Annotated in this window: 18 protein-coding genes and 1 riboswitch; of the genes, 2 read left to right on the forward strand and 16 right to left on the reverse strand. The window is 66.5% G+C overall.

From position 1 onward, the window contains the following. Positions 1-147: 147 nt before the first annotated feature. The 16 genes from hisD to U5A65_RS35490 form a co-directional block, all read right to left on the reverse strand. Positions 148-1,467 carry a histidinol dehydrogenase gene (gene hisD, locus U5A65_RS35415; RefSeq protein ID WP_321915888.1) on the reverse strand — a complete coding sequence of 440 codons (1,320 nt, stop codon included), beginning with the start codon at positions 1,465-1,467 and terminating at the stop codon, positions 148-150. A gap of 116 nt (positions 1,468-1,583) precedes the next feature. Then, positions 1,584-2,282: an ATP phosphoribosyltransferase gene (hisG, locus tag U5A65_RS35420; protein WP_321915889.1), complete on the reverse strand. Its 699-nt coding sequence runs from the start codon at positions 2,280-2,282 to the stop codon at positions 1,584-1,586. Next, the gene (gene murA / locus U5A65_RS35425; RefSeq protein WP_321915890.1) at positions 2,279-3,541 is read right to left on the reverse strand and encodes a UDP-N-acetylglucosamine 1-carboxyvinyltransferase; all 1,263 of its coding nucleotides are present in this window, start codon (positions 3,539-3,541) and stop codon (positions 2,279-2,281) included. The genes hisG and murA overlap by 4 nt, the downstream gene beginning before the upstream one ends. A 108-nt stretch (positions 3,542-3,649) precedes the next feature. After that, complete coding sequence (locus U5A65_RS35430) at positions 3,650-3,889, reverse strand: BolA family protein (RefSeq protein WP_028206568.1); 240 nt, start codon at positions 3,887-3,889, stop codon at positions 3,650-3,652. Between the two features lie 15 nt (positions 3,890-3,904). Next, positions 3,905-4,660 (reverse strand): ABC transporter permease, encoded by a 756-nt coding sequence (locus U5A65_RS35435; protein WP_321915891.1) that lies wholly within the window; start codon positions 4,658-4,660, stop codon positions 3,905-3,907. Continuing rightward, positions 4,657-5,583, reverse strand: coding sequence for an ABC transporter ATP-binding protein (locus U5A65_RS35440; protein ID WP_321915892.1), 927 nt, complete (start codon positions 5,581-5,583; stop codon positions 4,657-4,659). Before U5A65_RS35440 ends, U5A65_RS35435 begins: the two co-directional genes overlap by 4 nt. 289 nt (positions 5,584-5,872) lie before the next feature. Next, complete coding sequence (locus U5A65_RS35445; protein WP_321915893.1) at positions 5,873-6,145, reverse strand: lipid asymmetry maintenance protein MlaB; 273 nt, start codon at positions 6,143-6,145, stop codon at positions 5,873-5,875. Beyond that, a complete protein-coding gene (locus U5A65_RS35450) occupies positions 6,142-6,774 on the reverse strand; it encodes an ABC transporter substrate-binding protein (protein WP_321915894.1) in 633 nt (210 codons plus the stop codon). Before U5A65_RS35450 ends, U5A65_RS35445 begins: the two co-directional genes overlap by 4 nt. A gap of 188 nt (positions 6,775-6,962) precedes the next feature. Next, a complete protein-coding gene (locus U5A65_RS35455; protein WP_321938268.1) occupies positions 6,963-7,979 on the reverse strand; it encodes a VacJ family lipoprotein in 1,017 nt (338 codons plus the stop codon). A gap of 14 nt (positions 7,980-7,993) precedes the next feature. Next, entirely contained in the window at positions 7,994-8,545 is a 552-nt protein-coding gene (gene mlaD, locus U5A65_RS35460) for an outer membrane lipid asymmetry maintenance protein MlaD (RefSeq protein WP_321938266.1), read from the reverse strand. A 73-nt stretch (positions 8,546-8,618) separates the two neighbouring features. Further along, on the reverse strand, positions 8,619-9,395 hold the full coding sequence (gene mlaE / locus U5A65_RS35465) for a lipid asymmetry maintenance ABC transporter permease subunit MlaE (protein ID WP_321915897.1): 777 nt from the start codon (positions 9,393-9,395) through the stop codon (positions 8,619-8,621). Next, the gene (locus U5A65_RS35470) at positions 9,392-10,213 is read right to left on the reverse strand and encodes an ABC transporter ATP-binding protein (protein ID WP_321938263.1); all 822 of its coding nucleotides are present in this window, start codon (positions 10,211-10,213) and stop codon (positions 9,392-9,394) included. Before U5A65_RS35470 ends, mlaE begins: the two co-directional genes overlap by 4 nt. 168 nt (positions 10,214-10,381) lie before the next feature. Then, a complete protein-coding gene (gene thiE / locus U5A65_RS35475; RefSeq protein ID WP_321938262.1) occupies positions 10,382-11,494 on the reverse strand; it encodes a thiamine phosphate synthase in 1,113 nt (370 codons plus the stop codon). Beyond that, positions 11,491-12,306 carry a thiazole synthase gene (locus tag U5A65_RS35480; protein ID WP_321915900.1) on the reverse strand — a complete coding sequence of 272 codons (816 nt, stop codon included), beginning with the start codon at positions 12,304-12,306 and terminating at the stop codon, positions 11,491-11,493. Before U5A65_RS35480 ends, thiE begins: the two co-directional genes overlap by 4 nt. An 81-nt stretch (positions 12,307-12,387) precedes the next feature. Further along, positions 12,388-12,585, reverse strand: coding sequence for a sulfur carrier protein ThiS (thiS, locus tag U5A65_RS35485; protein ID WP_028213309.1), 198 nt, complete (start codon positions 12,583-12,585; stop codon positions 12,388-12,390). Positions 12,586-12,627: 42 nt separating this feature from the next. Next, the gene (locus tag U5A65_RS35490) at positions 12,628-13,776 is read right to left on the reverse strand and encodes an FAD-dependent oxidoreductase (RefSeq protein ID WP_321915901.1); all 1,149 of its coding nucleotides are present in this window, start codon (positions 13,774-13,776) and stop codon (positions 12,628-12,630) included. Positions 13,777-14,024: 248 nt separating this feature from the next. Beyond that, positions 14,025-14,138, reverse strand: a riboswitch (TPP riboswitch). 286 nt (positions 14,139-14,424) lie between these two features. Between U5A65_RS35490 and U5A65_RS35495 the strand changes: the two genes are divergently transcribed. Both U5A65_RS35495 and U5A65_RS35500 read left to right on the forward strand, forming a co-directional pair. Beyond that, positions 14,425-16,182: an ABC transporter ATP-binding protein/permease gene (locus tag U5A65_RS35495; RefSeq protein ID WP_321938260.1), complete on the forward strand. Its 1,758-nt coding sequence runs from the start codon at positions 14,425-14,427 to the stop codon at positions 16,180-16,182. After that, positions 16,179-16,946 carry an SDR family NAD(P)-dependent oxidoreductase gene (locus U5A65_RS35500; protein WP_321949171.1) on the forward strand — a complete coding sequence of 256 codons (768 nt, stop codon included), beginning with the start codon at positions 16,179-16,181 and terminating at the stop codon, positions 16,944-16,946. The genes U5A65_RS35495 and U5A65_RS35500 overlap by 4 nt, the downstream gene beginning before the upstream one ends. Positions 16,947-17,183 lie beyond the last annotated feature (237 nt).

The following is a 17,183-nucleotide window of genomic DNA, read 5'->3' on the forward strand; positions in this document are numbered from 1 at the left end:
GTGGTCTCTGCTGCGTGTGGGTCACTACGGGTCGAACGGCGGGTGCAAACTGCGACACGCGCACACTTGCGGGGCCTGCCGTCGCGCAACGTCTCCATGCCGCGCGGCGGCTCATTCAACCCGCTTCTGCAAGTTGTGAGGCGTGCTTCACACCGGCTTCATGCGAAATTCGGCGCTGCGCGCGTGCGCTTGCAGGCCCTCGCCATAGGCGAGTTCGGCCGCAATCTCACCGAGCGTCTGCGCGCCTTCCGCGCTGACTTCGATGAGGCTCGAACGCTTGATGAAATCATAGACGCCGAGCGGCGAGGAGAAACGTGCGGTACGAGACGTAGGCAGCACGTGATTCGGCCCAGCGCAGTAGTCGCCGAGGCTTTCGCTCGTGTAGCGGCCAAGGAAGATCGCGCCCGCGTGGCGAATTTCGGCGCCCCACTTCTGCGGCTCCAGCGCCGAGATTTCGAGGTGCTCCGGCGCGATCTCGTTGGCGATGGCGCAGGCCTCCGCCATGTCGCGCACCTTCACGAGCGCGCCGCGGTTCGTGAGCGACGTGGCAATGACTTCGGCGCGCGGCATGCTGGGCAGCAATTCGGCGATGGCGTCTTCCACGCGCTTGATGAAGCCTTCGTCCGGGCACAGCAAGATGGACTGCGCGAGCTCGTCGTGCTCGGCCTGCGAGAACAGGTCCATGGCCACCCAGCGCGGATCGGTCGTGCCGTCGCAGATCACAAGAATTTCCGAGGGGCCCGCGATCATGTCGATGCCAACCGTGCCGAACACGCGGCGCTTGGCCGAAGCGACGTAGGCGTTGCCCGGCCCGCAGATCTTGTCGACGGGCGGAATCGTGTTCGTGCCGTACGCGAGCGCGGCCACGGCCTGCGCACCGCCGATCGTGAACACACGATCGACGCCGCCGAGCAGCGCCGCCGCCAGCACGAGCGGGTTCTTCACGCCGTCGGGCGTGGGCACGACCATGATGATTTCGCGCACGCCCGCCACCCGCGCGGGAATCGCATTCATCAGCACGGACGACGGATACGCGGCCTTGCCGCCAGGAACATAAAGGCCTACGCGGTCGAGCGGCGTGACCTTTTGGCCGAGCACCGTGCCATCCGCTTCGGTGTACTGCCAGCTATGCGAGCCGCACTCGATGCGCTGCTTCTCGTGGTAGCCGCGCACGCGCGCCGCCGCCGCTTCGAGCGCCGCGCGCTGCTTGGGCTCGAGGCTCTCCAGCGCCGCTTCGAGTTCGGAAAACGGCAGTTCGAGCGCTGCGACGCTCGTCGCGGTGAGGCGGTCGAAGCGGTTCGTGTAGTCGAGCACGGCGGCGTCGCCGCGCGCCTTCACATCGGCCAGAATCTGCGCGACGGAGCGCTCGATGGCCTCGTCCTCGCTCGCCTCGAAGGCGAGCACCGCGTGCAGCGCCTTCTTGAAGCCTTCGGCGCTGGAATCGAGTTTGCGCATCGTGATAGCCATGCTGGTATCCATCCGTTACGTTGTGCGCGCCACGCCTTTTGAGATGCGCCGCGCGCGAGGCGGCGCGTCATTGCGCCTGCCCTTAGTGCTCGTTGCTTTCGACTCGGCCAGCCTGTTCAGGCCGACTGCGCGCCGCGCGACGCGCGTTCGAACGCGTCGATGATGGGCCGCAGCGCGGCGCGCTTGAGCTTGAGCGCCGCCTGATTCACGACGAGGCGCGACGAGATCTCCATGATCTCTTCCACCTCGACCAGATTGTTCGCGCGCAGCGTGCCGCCCGTGCTGACGAGGTCGACAATCGCATCCGCGAGACCCACGAGCGGCGCGAGTTCCATCGAGCCGTACAGCTTGATGAGGTCGACGTGCACGCCCTTGGCCGCGAAGTGCTCGCGCGCGGCTTCCGTGTACTTGGTCGCCACGCGCAGGCGCGCGCCCTGGCGCACCGCATTCGCGTAATCAAAGCCCGCCTTCACGGCCACCGAAAGACGGCAGCGCGCGATGTCGAGATCGATCGGCTGATACAGCCCGCCGCCGCCGTGCTCGTTGAGCACGTCCTTGCCCGCCACGCCAAAGTCGGCCGCACCGTACTCCACGTAGGTGGGCACGTCGGTGGCGCGCACGATGATCACGCGCAGGTTCGGGTCGGTGGTCGGCAGGATCAGCTTGCGCGAGGTTTCCGGGTCTTCGGTCACATGCACGCCGGCCGCGGCGAGCAGCGGCATCGTCTCTTCGAAGATGCGGCCCTTCGAGAGCGCAAGCGTCAGCGGCGCGCTGGCCGCGGCCGCTGGCGTGGGCTTGGACTCGACGGTGCTCATGCCGCACTCCCCTTGATCCGCTTCACGTTCGCGCCGATCTTCGTGAGCTTCGCCTCCATGCGGTCATAGCCGCGGTCGAGGTGATAGATGCGGTCGATCAGCGTTTCGCCGTCGGCGCACAGGCCTGCGATCACGAGGCTTGCCGAAGCGCGCAGGTCGGTTGCCATCACCTTCGCGCCCGAGAGCTTTTCGACGCCGGCGACGAGCGCCGTCTTGCCGTCGATCGTGATGTGAGCGCCGAGGCGGTTCAGTTCCTGAACGTGCATGAAGCGGTTCTCGAAGATCGTCTCGACGACCTGCGAGGTGCCGTCCGCGATCGTGTTGAGCGCCATGAACTGCGCCTGCATGTCGGTCGGGAACGCCGGGTATTCGGACGTGCGCAGGTTCACGGCACGCGCGCGCTCGTGCATGCGCACGCGCATCCAGTCGTCGCCCTCTTCGATCGTCACGCCCGCTTCGCGCAGCTTGTCGGTGACGGCATCGAGAATGTGCGGACGCACGTGACGCAGCGTGACGTCGCCGCCCGCGGCCGCGACCGCGCACAGGAACGTGCCCGCTTCGATCCGGTCGGGAATGACCGTGTGGTGCGCGCCGTGGAGCTTGTCCACGCCCTGAATGACGAGGCGGTCGGTGCCGATGCCTTCGATCTTCGCGCCCATTGCCACGAGCAGGTGCGCGAGGTCGCCCACTTCGGGTTCGCGCGCGGCGTTTTCGATCACCGTTTCGCCCTCGGCGAGTACGGCGGCCATCAGCAGGTTTTCCGTGCCGGTGACCGTGATCATGTCGGTGACGATGCGCGCGCCCTTCAGGCGCTTCGCGCGCGCCTCGATGAAGCCGTGCTCGATGTTGATCTCGGCGCCCATTGCCTGCAGGCCCTTGATGTGCTGGTCCACGGGGCGCGCGCCGATCGCGCAGCCGCCCGGCAGCGACACCTTCGCCTCGCCAAAGCGCGCGACGAGCGGCCCGAGCACGAGGATCGACGCGCGCATGGTCTTCACGAGCTCGTACGGCGCCACGAGGTTGTTCACCTTCGAGGCGTCGAGTTGCACGCGGTGGCCGTCCTGCTCGGTGCGCACGCCCATCTGATTGAGCAGCTTGAGCGTGGTGCGCACGTCCTGGAGGTCAGGCACGTTGTCGAGATGAACGGGCTCGGCGCTCAGAAGGCCTGCGCAGAGGATGGGCAGCGCCGCATTCTTCGCACCGGAAACAACCACTTCCCCTGCGAGCTTCTGCCCGCCGACGATGACGAGTTTATCCATGCCTGAGGTTTCCTGATCGGTGCGGCCGGCTTGCTGGGTCGCTTGATGTTGAGCTGCGCCGCTCGCGGCGGCGTCTTTGTCCTGGGTAATTCGCACTGAGATTCCAGATTATGCGTTCTGCCATTCGGCGGGCGTGAGCGTCTTCATGCTGAGCGCGTGGATTTCCTCGCGCATGCGGTCGCCGAGCGCCGCGTAGACGAGCTGATGGCGCTGGATCAAGCGCTTGCCGTCGAATGCTGAGGAGACGATCGTCGCGAAGAAGTGCTGGCCATCGCCTTCGACTTCGAGGTGCTCGCACGCGAGCCCTGCCGAGATGTACTGCTTGATCTGTTCCGGAGTCGGCAACATGAGTATGGCTCCTGCTTAGTGACGCAGCTTGTACCCGCTCGCGAGCAAACGCATGGCGAGCGTGGCAAGCGCCACGAAAAACACGAAAACGATCGAAAGGCTCACGAGCGGATTGATATCGGACAGGCCGAAGAACCCAAAGCGAAAGCCATCGATCATGTAGAAGAACGGATTGAGCCGCGACACCTCGCGCCACACGGGCGGCAGCGTATGCGTCGAATAAAACACGCCCGAAAGAAACGTGAGCGGCATGATGAGAAAGTTCTGAAACGCCGCGAGCTGGTCGAACTTCTCCGCCCAGATCCCGGCGATCAGGCCGAGCGTGCCGAGGATCGCCGAGCCGAGCACCGCGAAAGCGATGATGTAGAACGGTGCGGCGAAGCTCATCGGAATGAACCAGATCGTCACGACGAACACGCCCGCGCCAACGGCGAGGCCGCGCACGATCGAGGCGAGCACGTAGGCTCCAAACATCTCCCATGCGGCGAGCGGCGGCAATAGAACGAATACGAGATTGCCCGTGATCTTCGACTGGATCAGCGACGACGAGCTATTCGCGAAGGCGTTCTGCAGCACGCTCATCATCACGAGGCCGGGAATCAGGAAGCTCGTGTACTCCACGCCCGGGTACACCTCCACGTGGCCGCGCAGCGCGTGGCCGAAGATCGTGAGATAGAGCAGCGCGGTAATGACGGGTGCGAGCACGGTCTGGAAAGCGACCTTCCAGAAGCGCAGCACTTCCTTGTAGAACAGCGTACGGAAACCGCTCATGCGAGACCCTCGAGCACTTCAGGACCGTTCATCACCTGCACAAAGACATCCTCCAGATCGGCCTTGCGCACTTCCACTTCTTCGAGCTTGCAGCCGTTCGCGCGGCACTTCGCGAGAATGCGCTCCACGTCGTCGTAACTCGCGAGGCGCAGCAGGTGCTGGTGTGCGCTGGCGTTGGACGGATCGACTTCGAGCGCGCGCAGATCGCTCGGCAGCACGCCTTCCGAGAAACGCAGGAAAAGCTGCGTGCCCGCGAAGCGCTGCAGCAGCGCCGTCGTGCGCTCGAGCGCGACCATCTCGCCGCGCCGCAGCATGGCGATGCGGTCGCACAACTGCTCGGCTTCTTCGAGATAGTGCGTGGTGAGCACGATGGTGTGCCCTTCGCGGTTCAGGCGCGCGATGAACTTCCAGAGCGTCTGGCGCAGTTCCACGTCCACGCCGGCGGTGGGCTCGTCGAGCACGATCACGGGCGGACGATGCACGAGCGCCTGCGCAACCAGCACGCGGCGCTTCATGCCGCCCGACAGCGCGCGCATGTTCACGTCGGCTTTCTCGGTGAGGTCGAGATTGGCCATGACTTCGTCGATCCACGCGTCGTTATTGCGCAGACCGAAGTAGCCGGACTGGATGCGCAGCGTCTCGCGCACGGTGAAGAACGGATCGAACACCAGTTCCTGCGGCACGACGCCCAGATTGCGGCGTGCGTTGCGGTAGTCGGCGACGACATCGTGACCACGCACGGCGATCGAGCCCTCGTCTGCGCGCGCGAGGCCGGCAAGAATGCTGATGAGCGTCGTCTTGCCCGCGCCGTTCGGGCCGAGCAGCCCGAAGAACTCGCCGTCTTCGACCGTGAAGCTGACGCCCTTGAGCGCCTGAAGCGATTTGTAGCGCTTCTTGACGTTACGGATTTCTATGGCTGGCATGACTAATACGCCGCCCGTTTGCGAACGGCGCGGCTCAAGAGTGCATCAATGCTGCGGGGAAGACCGGAATTGGGGACGGCTTACGAGGCCGGCTTTGCTGTCTCAGTGCACGCTTTTTACCTGCCAAGCCGTGCTTTTTGCGCCGAGGCAGCGCCCAAAAAACGGTTGATTATAGGCCAAGTCGGAAAGCACGGCCTGGCCCTGGAGGGGGAAGTGCGTCAGCCTGGCTGTGCGGCAGCAGTGTGGCGATATGCCGCTCGAACACAATCGTCCGGCCAGGCGACGCGGGTCAATGTCGCTCGTCGAGGAGCGAATCGACGCCGTAGGCGCGCGCGAGAGACGCGAGCGCGGGGGGCAAATTGAGCACGGCAAGCGAAGCGCCGCGCTCATGCGCGGCACGCTGCCAGGCGATCAGCACGGCGAGCGCCGACGAATCGAACTGGGTGAGCGCGGCGCAGTCCACGGCGGTTGCGCCCGCTGAGATTTGCGCAAACCCGGCCGAGAGCGCGGCCTTCGCGCTCTCATGGGTCAGGTTTGCGCCGGTGGCGAAGCGCTCGCTCACGAGGTCGCCTTGCCCGAAGCGAGTTGCTGGTTACGCTGCGTGAGGAACTGGATCAGGCCGTCCACGCCGCCTTGCTGAATCTTCTCCTGGAACTGCTGCTGGTACGCCTGGATGAGCCATGCGCCAAGCACGTTGATGTCATACACGCGCCAGCCTTGCGGCGTCTTGTACAGGCGATAGTCGAGCTCGATCGGCTGGCCGCCGTTCACGACCGTCGAACGGACCACGACGTCGGTGTCGTCCGGGTTCGCGCGGAACGGCTTGTACTGGATCTCCTGGTCGCGCACCTGGGCGAGCGCGCCCGAGTACGTGCGGATGAGCAGCGTCTTGAACTGCTCGATGACCTGTTGCTGCTGCTCCGGCGTGGCGGTGCGCCAGTTGCGGCCCATCGCGAGCTGCGTGGTGCGGCGGAAGTCGGTGTACGGCAGGATCTTTTCGTTGACGAGCTGCGTGATCTTGCTGATGTCGCCGGACTGGATGGACTTGTCACCCTTGATCTGGCTCATGACCTGCTGCGTGACCGTCTGGATCATCGCGTCGGGATTGCTGGTGTCTACCGTTTGAGCGAACGCGCCGCCGGCAAACGAAAAAAACATGGCGAAAAACGGGTACAGAAAGAATTTTTTCATATCCAGTCCTGCTAGTTGGGGGACATCGCCCCGTTGGAGCCAACGATAGCACGCGAGTTGTATCTCGCTATGTCAAAAACTGACAGCAAAGTGCGACAAGCGTTTCTGCTTGTTACGTCAGACGTTTATGCCAGAAGAACGCTCCGGCGAGGCGGTGCATTGCGCAACGCCCGGCCGGAGCGCGGCGCTCAACGCAGACGCAGCATGCCCGGGAAGCCGATGCGCGCAGGCGGGATCATCTGGTCGCCGGGCACGGTGGTTCCCGACGCGCCCACCGGCGCCGAGGCGCCGGCCGGACTTTCCGGCGTGGCCGGAGCGGTCGTCTCGCCGTTGGGGTACGCGGGCGCCATGCTCGCCGCGTTAGGCGTAGCCGCTCGCGCGGAGCCCGAAGCGGGGACCGCGGCACCGGTAGCCGCGCCCGACGCGGGCGCCGCCGCGCCAGGCGCCGCGCCTTCGTCGGTGTCGTCGTACTTCGGCAGCGGCGCGCCATCGCCGTAATCCGGCAGATTGTTGTCAGACGCACGGCCATCCGACAGCAGATAGCGGCGGCGCTGCAAATAGGCGTTGCGGATGAACGAATACTTGTCGATCGCCGCGCCTTCGAGCAAATCGCTCGCGCCCAGCAGATTGGCGCGCGTGCTCACCACGTTCAGGCCGTAGAGGCCCCACGAGAGCGCGGCCGGATCCACATAGGTGAGCGGATTGATGAAGTAGTTGGGCACGAGGCCCACGCCGTCACGCACCGTGCTCGGACCGAACAGCGGCAGCACGAGGTACGGGCCCGGCGGCACGCCATAATGACCGAGCGTGAGACCGAAGTCCTGGTTGTGCTTGGGCAGCTTCGCGAGCGTCGCGACGTCGAACAGGCCGCCCAGGCCGAAGACCGTGTTGATCACGATCCGCATGATGTCCTCGACACCGTCGGTGATCTTCAACTGCAGGAAGTTGTTCGCCGCGTTGTAAACGTCACCAATGTTCGCGAAGAAGTTCGTCACGCTGTCACGCACAGGCTGCGGCGTGACCTTCACATAGCCCTGCGCCACCGGCTTGAGCGCGTACGTGTCAACCTTGTCGTTGAACGTGTAGATCGTGCGGTTGAAGCCTTCCCACGGATCGTCCTTGGACGGCGTCTGCACCGTCGAACAGCCCCCGAGTGCAAGCGCTGCGACGCCAATCGTAATGGCGCGCATGCGTATGGTCGTCATTCTTGTTCTCCTTCTTATTGGGCCGCCGAAGCCGCCGGTGCCGGGGCCGGCGCGGGTGCCGCAGCAGGCGCCGCATCCGTGCTCGCGCCGCTGGACGGCTTGGCGGCGCCCGAATCGGCCGCCTTGCTATAGAGGAACTGGCCGATCAGGTTTTCGAGCACGATGGCCGACTGCGTCATCGAGATGGTGTCGCCGGCCTTGAGCATTTCCGAGTCGCCGCCCGGCTCGAGTCCGATGTACTGCTCGCCGAGCAGGCCGGACGTCAGGATCTTCGCCGACGTGTCCTTCGGAAACTGGTACTGCTGGTCGAGGTTGATCGTCACCAGCGCCTGGTAGGTGTTGGAGTCGAAGCCGATCGAAGCCACGCGGCCCACGGTCACGCCGGCGCTCTTCACCGGCGCACGCGGCTTGAGTCCGCCGATATTGTCGAACTTGAGCTTCACCGGGTAGGTGGACTGGAACGACAGCGAACTCATGTTGCCGGCCTTCAGCGCAAGGAACAGCAGCGCGATAAAGCCCAGCACCACAAACAGGCCGACCCAAAAGTCGAGAGCATTCTTTTTCATCGTCATCCCAATGAGAATCCGTTGCGGCGACGCTGATACGCGCGCCGCGCGGCCGGGTCACTGCCCGGCGTCTTTAGCTGAACATCAGCGCGGTGAGCAGGAAGTCGAGGCCGAGCACCGCGAGCGACGCGTACACGACCGTCTTCGTGGTCGCGCGCGACACGCCTTCAGGCGTGGGCTTCGCCTCGTAGCCCTGATAGAGCGCGGTGAAGGTCACGGCGAAGCCGAACACGATGCTCTTCATCACGCCGTTGCCCACGTCTGCCCAGACGTCCACGCCGCCCTGCATTTGCGACCAGAACGCGCCGGCGTCCACGCCGATCAGCAGCACGCCGACCACGTAGCCGCCCAGAATGCCGACCGCGCTGAAGATAGCCGCGAGGATCGGCATGGCGATCACGCCCGCCCACATGCGCGGCGCGACCACCACGCGCACGGGGTCCACGGCCATCATTTCCATGGCGGTGAGCTGTTCGCCCGCTTTCATGAGGCCGATCTCGGCCGTGAGCGAGGTGCCTGCGCGGCCCGCGAACAACAGCGCGGTGACGACGGGCCCGAGTTCACGCACGAGCGAGAGCGCGACCAGCAGCCCGAGCGCCTGCTCGGAGCCGTAGCGGTTGAGCGTGTAGTAGCCCTGCAGGCCAAGCACGAAGCCCACGAAAAGGCCCGACACGGCAATGATCAACAGCGAATAATTACCGACGAAGTGGATCTGCTTCGTGACAAGGCGTGGCCGGCGCAGCAGCGGGAAGAATTCGAGAACGAGGCGCACGAAAAAACGCGTGGCATGCCCTGCGCGCGCGATGGTCTCGAGCACCGTGCGCCCGATCGAGCTGATGGCGCCGATCATGAGTGGCCTCCGCCGATGCCGAAGTCCGCTGCGAGCGGCTGGTTCGACGGGTAATGGAACCGGAACGGGCCGTCCGGCGCGCCGTCGATGAACTGGCGCACGATCGGATCGGTCGAGGCGCGCAGCTCGTCGGGCGTGCCCTGCGCCTGCACCCGGCCGTTCGCCATGAAATACACGTAGTCGGCGATCGCGAACGACTCGGGCACGTCGTGCGTGACGAGGATCGAGGTCGCGCCGAGCGCGTCGTTGAGCGTGCGGATGAGGTTCGCGGTGATGCCGAGCGAAATCGGGTCGAGACCCGCGAACGGCTCGTCGTACATCATGAGTTCGGGGTCGAGCGCGATGGCGCGGGCGAGCGCGACGCGGCGCGCCATGCCACCCGAGATTTCCGACGGCGCGAGGTCGCGCGCGCCGCGCAGGCCGACGGCGTTGAGCTTCATGAGCACGAGGTCGCGGATCAGCTCTTCGGGAAGATCGGTGTGCTCGCGCAGCGCGAAAGCCACGTTCTCGAATACCGACATGTCGGTGAAGAGCGCGCCGAACTGGAAGAGCATGCCCATCTTGCGGCGCAGGGCGTAGAGGCCGTCGCGCGATTGCGCGCCGACGTCCTGCCCGCCGAACAGCACCTGGCCGCGCTGGGCGCGAACGAGGCCGCCGATCAAGCGCAGCACTGTCGTTTTTCCGCCACCGGAACCGCCCATGACTGCCACCACCTGACCGCGCGGGAAGCGCATGTTCAGGCCGGACAGGACGAGCCGATCGCCGTAGCCGAAGTCGACGTCGCGCAGTTCCAGTAGGGTCTCAGAGGTTGAGGGCACGTGGCTGACTGTCCATTTACACGAAGGCGGGATTATAGGGCCATCGTGTAAAACCTGCCGTGACGCACCCTGATCCGTTGATGTAAGCCGCGCCACCCGCCACTGCGGGTTGCGGCCCCCTGGCCGGAGGGTGCGCACGCGGCGCAGCCTCCAAGCCAGGGCGGACCATTATTGCGTAAACGCGTTGCGCAATGCAGCAACCGCGGCAGCCGGATCGACCGCCTCGGTCACGGCGCGCACCACCGCCGCGCTGCCCGCGCCCGTGGCGAGCACTTCCGGCAGCACATTGCCGTCGATGCCGCCAATGGCCACCATCGGCACGACGCCGTCCAGCAGCTTCACATAGCGGGCGAGACGCGCGAGGCCTTGGGGCGCCGTGGGCATCGCCTTGGTCGTGGTGGCGAAGACGGCGCCACACGCGAGGTAGCTCGGACGGAAATGGAGCGCCGTGAGCATTTCGAAGTAGCCGTGCGTCGACAGGCCAAGACGCACGCCTGCCGCCGCGATCGCGCCGAGGTCGGCTTCGCGCAGGTCTTCCTGGCCGAGGTGCACGCCGTAGGCGCCGGCCGCGACGGCCTCCTGCCAGTGATCGTTGATGAAAAGCTGCGCGTCGTGCTTGCGGCCCGCCGCGACGCAGCGCTCGATTTCGCTCGTGAGCGCCGGGGATTTCGGTTGCTTGCTGCGCAGTTGCGCTGTCTTCACGCCGTAGTCGAGCACGCGCTCGACCCAGTCGGCCGTGGGCAAGACCGGATACAGGCCGAGCTTCGCGGGGCACGGCGCGAACGGCTGCGCGGGCGCGGCAGGCAGGCCCAGCACGCGCGGAAAGCGCTTGATGTCGACGGGCCAGGCGTCGGCCTGCTCTTCGTCGCCGTCGCGCCAGGCGAGCGCGAGCACGAGCGCGTCGTGCGGGTCGAACCCGCAGTCGAGGAACGCCGCCAGCGCGGGGATCCAGTCTTCCGCCAGCTCGCCTTCGAGCGCGTAGCGCTCGCCACCCAGATGCAGCGTGGCGCGCGCGGCCTTCGGGTTCTCGCCGGCGGCTTCGATCACGCCCGCGCCGTCGGTCATCCAGCGCGCGATGTGGGTCAGGTGCGGCGCCGCGTCGGTGACGATGATGAGATCGCCGCCGTTGGGCGCGTCAGGCGGCGTGAGACAGATGCGCCACGGCGCATGCGTGGGCTGCCAGTCGCCGAGGCGCGCGCGAATGCGCTCCGCCGTTTCGGTGAGTTCGTCGGCGGGCGGCCAGAACAGTTCGCGGTCCTGCAGTCGCAGCGTTTCAGTCATCGCTTGTCTCCATCCTGGTGCCAGAAAGGCATGCCGACCACGGGCGTGCTCGCAACCGCCGCCTCGCGCTCGGCCATCGGCCCGGCGAGAAACGCGGCGCGCCCCGCTTCGACGCCCAGCGCGAACGCACGCGCCATCGCCTCGGGGTGCGTGGCCTGCGAAACGGCCGTGTTGAGCAGCACGCCGTCGAAGCCCCACTCCATCACCTGGCAGGCATGCGACGGCACGCCGAGGCCCGCATCGACGATCAGCGGCACATCGGGCAAGCGCTCGCGCAGCACGCGCAGACCGTACGGATTGATCACGCCCTTGCCGGTGCCGATCGGCGCGCCCCATGGCATGAGCGCTTCGCAGCCCGCGTCGAGCAGACGGCGGCCAATCACGAGGTCCTCGGTGCAGTACGGCAGCACCTTGAAGCCATCCTTCACGAGGCGCGCCGCGGCCTCGATCAGGCCGACCGGGTCGGGCTGCAGCGTGTAGTCGTCGCCGATCAGTTCGAGCTTGATCCAGTCGGTTTCGAAGACTTCGCGCGCCATGTGCGCGGTCGTGACCGCCTCGTTGACGGTGAGGCAGCCAGCCGTGTTCGGCAGGAGCGGCACGCCTTGGCGCTTGAGCAGATCGAAAAAGCCCGCTTCGGCGGTGCCCTCGTTCATTTGGCGGCGCAGCGCAACGGTGATCATGCCGGGGCGCGCGGCCGCCATCGAATCGGCGAGCGACTGCAGCGACGGATAGCGCGACGTGCCAAGCAGCACGCGGCTCGCGAAGGTTTCGCCGTAGAGCGTGAGCGCGTCGGCGGTGGGAGTGGTGGTCATGGGTTGGAATCCTTGGGCGGTGTCGTGAAAGCGCTCGCGATACATGCGATGCGCGCGACCGGTGGCCTGGGCGAGCGAGGCTCAGCCGCCGGCCACGGGGCTCACGACGTCGAGGCGGTCGCCCGCCTGGAGCGCGCGCGCGCCATGCTGGGCGCGCGCCACGAAATCGCCATTCAGCGCGACGGCGAACGGCGGACGCGCGCCAAATGCGGCGAGCGCATCGGCGACCGTCGCGCCCTCGGGCAGCGTGATCGGCTTCTGGTTGATATGAATGTCCATGGCAAATACGTTCTCAGACTACGGTTTGATTCTGGCGATGCGTCACGCCGGCTCGTGTGCGCCCTGCGCGTGCAGCATCTCGCTCCAGCGCGACGCGCGGCGCAGCGACTCGAAGGACTCGGCGTCGTTCACGCGCGCATCGAGCAGCGCTTGGGCAATGCGCGCGGCTTCGTCGGCGACTTCCGGCGCGATCATGAAGCCGTGACGGTAGAGACCGTTCACGCGCAGCGTGGTCTTGCCGTCCCAAATAAGAGCCGGGCGGTGGTCGGGCAGCGTCGGGCGGCACTGCGTGTTCAACTCGAGGATGCGCGCCTCGCCGAACGCCGGATGCACCGCAAACGCCGCGCTCAGCAGCTCGAGCGCCGAGCGCACGCTCACGGGCGAACGGTCCTCGCCTTCGATCTCGGTCGCGCCGATCACGAAGACGTCGTTTTCCTTGGGCGCGATATAGAGCGGATAGCGCGGATGCAAGAGCCGCACGGGGCGCGTGAGCGTGATGCCCGGCGCGTGCACGCGCGCGACCTCGCCGCGAATGCCGCGCAAACCCGGCAGCACAGGTTTGGCGCCTAGCCCGCGACAGTCGATCGTCACGCGCGCAGGCGGCGGATTAGCCTCGTCGACCGTGGTGTGCCAGTGCGTTTGCACGCCGCGCTCGGCCAGCCCCGCCGCCAGCGCGGCCAACGCCTGGCGATTGTCGAGCTGACCCTCGCCTTCGAGCAGCCAGCCGCGCGCGAAGCGCCCGGCGAGCGCCGGTTCGGCGGCGTCGAGCTGCGCGCCGGCGAGCGCGACGAAGTTCGCGTCGGCCAGCGAACGCGGCGCGTTGGCGCGCACGCGGCGCTCGAAGAGCGGGGCTTCGGTGCGATCGGCGGTATGCCAGACCACGAGCGTGCCATTGCGCTGGAAGAACACGGGCTCCGGCAACTCGGCCAGGATGCGCGGCCAGGTTTCGAGCGACGCGACACCAAGCTCGGTGATGAGCAATTCGGCAACGGCGGCCTCCGCGAGCGGCGCGAGCATGGCCGCCGCGACCCAGGCCGCGGCCTCGCCGCCTTCGGGGCCGCCACGCTCGTAGAGCGCGACGCGATGGCCGGAGCCGGCGAGCCGCCATGCGACGAGCCGGCCGCTCAAACCGCCGCCGAGCACGGCGAAGTCGGGCACGCTGCCCGCACTACGGTGATGGGCGCGACTCATGACGACGCTCCGTCACGCAGCGCGAACGCGATAAAAATCGGGGAACAAAGAGAATAGGCGGTCATCGTATCCTTTCCGTACGGCAGCAGCAGACGTACCCAAGGACGAAACCGGCTGGCAAGGCCGACCGTGGAGGCTATGCGGCGCAGACGGCCCGTACGTCCCGATAAGGAATTCGTACGAACCCGTGCGCCCAAAGCGCAGCCCGGCGGGAATCCTGGCGCCCCTGCAAATGCTGGGCGCTCCGGTAAGACTTTCTGGAAACTTCCCGCGCCGGTATTACCCGGATCGGGTGCGAAGGGTCTCTCTCAGCCTCAGTACGGCATGCCCCGCATACCGGTGAAGCACCCCTGTTTCGTCAAGGTCGATTAGACCACAAAAGGCGCGCGGCCCGCAAACCTCGGCGGAGCGGGACGCCTGCTCTGGCACAATGGCCTGAGCCCGCCGCTTTCGCCTCACGAGCCCGCGCGGTGAGACAATGACCGCCACGCTACGGCGGCGCCGGCGTGCGCTTTTGTCTCCGCTTTTTGCCCATTAAGACTCACTTAAGCGCCCGGCGACAGAATCGCTGCAAAAATCGCTGCACCGCAGCCGCCATGCGGCACGCAGCGCATGCCCCCAACGGGCGGCCACACCTTCAGGATGCACATGACCAATCAACCTGCCCGCGCCACGCCCGATCAGAACGAGCACCAGAAGATCACCGCGTGGAGCCTGATCAAGCCCTACTGGGTCTCCGAGGAACGCTGGATCGCCTGGGGGCTGCTCGTCGCGATCATCGTGATGAACCTGCTCGTCGTGTGGATCAACGTGCGGCTCAACGGCTGGAGCGCGGAGTTCTACAACGCGTTGCAGGCCAAGGACGTCAAGCGCTTTCCGCCTCTGTTGATGACCTTCACCGAACTGGCGTTCGGCTTCATCATCCTCGCGGTGTATGGCCGGTATCTGCGCCAGATGCTCGGGTTTCGCTGGCGCCAGTGGCTCACCACGCGCTTTCTGAGCGATTGGCTCGGCAAGGGCGCGTTCTACCGAATCGAGCGCGACCGCCTCGCCGATAACCCCGACCAGCGGATCAGCGACGACCTCCAGTCGTTCGCCACGACCACGCTTTCGCTCACGCTCGACCTGCTCTCCACGGTCGTCACGTTGATCTCGTTCATCACGATCCTGTGGACGCTCGCGGGTGCGCTCACGATCACGCTGGGCGGCACGCCGCTCGCGATTCCGGGCTACATGGTCTGGGCCGCCGCGCTCTACGCCGTGTTCGGCTCGGTCGTGATCCAGAAGGTCGGCCACCCGCTCGTGTCGATCAACTACCAGCAACAAAAGGTGGAGGCGGACTTCCGCTTCGGCCTGATCCGCCTGCGCGAGAACGCCGAGCAGATCGCGCTCTACGACGGCATGGACACCGAGCGCGGCAACGCGCAAGGCCTCTTCCTGCACATCCGCGACAACTGGTGGCGCGTGATGAAGTACACGAAGCGCCTCACCTTCGTGCTGAGCTTCTACGGCCAGATCGCCATCATCTTCCCGCTCGTCGTGGCCGCGCCTCGCTACTTCGCGGGCGCCTTCACGTTCGGCGTGCTCATGCAGATTTCGCAGGCGTTCGGCACCGTGAGCGATTCGTTCTCGTGGTTCATCAACAGTTACTCCACGCTGGTCGAATGGCGCGCCACCGTGAATCGTCTGCGCGAATTCGTGCGTGTGGTGCACTCGCCGCGACTGAAGGAATCGGTCTCGCCCGCCACCGAGCACGGCGGCATCAACCTGCACTTCATCGACAGCAACGAACTCGCCACCGAGCACCTCAAGCTCGCGCTGCCCAACGGCATGCCGCTTTCCGAAGTGCGCGACATCGCCATCAAGCCGGGTTCGCGCTGGCTCGTGCGCGGCCCCTCGGGCGCAGGCAAGAGCACGCTCATGCGCGCGCTCGCGGGCCTCTGGCCGTTCGGCGAAGGCTCGATCGACGCGCCTGTCGATGCACGCATGATGTTCATCCCGCAGCAGAGCTATCTGCCCATCGGCACGCTCAAGGCGGCGCTCACCTACCCCTCGCCCGCCGACGACTATAGCGACGAGGACTGCCGCGACGCGCTGCGCGCCTGCCGCCTCGAAGAATATGCGGATCGTCTCGGCGAATCGGCGCACTGGTCGCGCGTGCTCTCGCCGGGCGAGCAGCAACGCCTTGCGGGCGCGCGCGTGCTGCTGCACAAACCCGACTATCTGTTCCTCGACGAAGCAACGAGCGCGCTCGACCCCGACAACGAAAGCCGTCTCTACAAGCTGTTCGTGGAGCGCCTGCCGAAGGCGGCGATCGTGAGCGTCGCGCACCGCGAGTCGCTTGCGGCGTACCACCACGAAACGCTCGAGATCGAGCGTATGCCTGAAGAGCGGGTTGCCGCGTGAGCGCGAGCGCGGCGCGCGTCGTCCTGATCACGGGCGCGGGCTCGGGTATCGGTGCGGCGCTCGCGCGTCGCATCGCAGCGCCAGATGTTTCGTTGATGCTGCATGCGCGCGGCGCGGACGAGGCGTCGCGTGCCCGTCTCATGACCGTCATGGCGGTTTGTGAGCAACGGGGCGCGATCTGCGCCACAACCTGCGGCGATCTCGCGGAGCGCGGCAACGCAGCGGCACTCGTTGATGCCACGCTTGCGCACTTCGGCGCGCTCGACCAGATCGTGGCCAACGCCGGGCATGCACAGCGCCAGACGCTCGCCGCGCTCGACGCCGCATCGCTCGAAGGCGCGTTCGCGGCCATGCCCGCCGCGTTCGCTGCGCTCGTGCAACGCGCGCAGCCGGCGCTGGAACGCTCGGCGCGCGCCCGCGTGGTCGCGCTCAGTTCGTTCGTCGCGCACCGCTACCGCGCCGGCGCGCCGTTCGCCGCGACTGCCGCAGCGAAGGCCGCGCTCGAGTCGCTGGCGAAAACCGCCGCCGCGGAGCTGGCGCCGCACGGTGTGACCGTGAACTGCGTCGCGCCCGGCTATACGCGCAAGGACAAAGGCCCCACGCCAGAGAACGCGCCGGTGTGGGAGCGCGCGGCGCAGGAAACGCCGCTCGGCCGCGTGGCCGACCCCGCCGATGTCGCCGAACTCATCGCCTTCCTGCTTTCAGACGCCGCGCGCCACATCACGGGCCAGGTGATCCACGTCGATGGCGGGCTCACGTTGTAGCGCCGTGCGGCCCTCGCGCGCCATCGTTCGCTTGCTATCGAACTAAACATCGGTACAAGACGATGGCGGGCGCCCCAAATTGCCCCTCGCCTCAGTACGCTTTCGCACCGTAAAATACCCATCCAGCACACCGGAGACGGGCGGCGTTGCACCGCGCAGCCCGCCAGCGTCGAGCGCACCCGCCACCCAGGGCGTTTGCGCAAGCCGGGTCGCACGCGCCGCTCACGCAGCTCGTTG

Source organism: Paraburkholderia sp. J10-1, assembly GCF_905220165.1.
Taxonomy (GTDB): Bacteria; Pseudomonadota; Gammaproteobacteria; order Burkholderiales; family Burkholderiaceae; genus Paraburkholderia.

Coding starts and splice junctions, on each gene's coding strand:
- hisD (WP_321915888.1), bottom strand. CDS start 1,467: ATGGCTATCACGATGCGCAAACTCGATTCCAGCGCCGAAGGCTTCAAG.
- U5A65_RS35495 (WP_321938260.1), top strand. CDS start 14,425: ATGACCAATCAACCTGCCCGCGCCACGCCCGATCAGAACGAGCACCAG.
- U5A65_RS35435 (WP_321915891.1), bottom strand. CDS start 4,660: ATGAGCGGTTTCCGTACGCTGTTCTACAAGGAAGTGCTGCGCTTCTGG.
- U5A65_RS35455 (WP_321938268.1), bottom strand. CDS start 7,979: ATGACGACCATACGCATGCGCGCCATTACGATTGGCGTCGCAGCGCTT.
- U5A65_RS35450 (WP_321915894.1), bottom strand. CDS start 6,774: ATGAAAAAATTCTTTCTGTACCCGTTTTTCGCCATGTTTTTTTCGTTT.
- thiS (WP_028213309.1), bottom strand. CDS start 12,585: ATGGACATTCATATCAACCAGAAGCCGATCACGCTGCCCGAGGGCGCG.
- U5A65_RS35480 (WP_321915900.1), bottom strand. CDS start 12,306: ATGACCACCACTCCCACCGCCGACGCGCTCACGCTCTACGGCGAAACC.
- U5A65_RS35490 (WP_321915901.1), bottom strand. CDS start 13,776: ATGAGTCGCGCCCATCACCGTAGTGCGGGCAGCGTGCCCGACTTCGCC.
- murA (WP_321915890.1), bottom strand. CDS start 3,541: ATGGATAAACTCGTCATCGTCGGCGGGCAGAAGCTCGCAGGGGAAGTG.
- thiE (WP_321938262.1), bottom strand. CDS start 11,494: ATGACTGAAACGCTGCGACTGCAGGACCGCGAACTGTTCTGGCCGCCC.
- mlaD (WP_321938266.1), bottom strand. CDS start 8,545: ATGAAAAAGAATGCTCTCGACTTTTGGGTCGGCCTGTTTGTGGTGCTG.
- hisG (WP_321915889.1), bottom strand. CDS start 2,282: ATGAGCACCGTCGAGTCCAAGCCCACGCCAGCGGCCGCGGCCAGCGCG.
- U5A65_RS35440 (WP_321915892.1), bottom strand. CDS start 5,583: ATGCCAGCCATAGAAATCCGTAACGTCAAGAAGCGCTACAAATCGCTT.
- U5A65_RS35430 (WP_028206568.1), bottom strand. CDS start 3,889: ATGTTGCCGACTCCGGAACAGATCAAGCAGTACATCTCGGCAGGGCTC.
- mlaE (WP_321915897.1), bottom strand. CDS start 9,395: ATGATCGGCGCCATCAGCTCGATCGGGCGCACGGTGCTCGAGACCATC.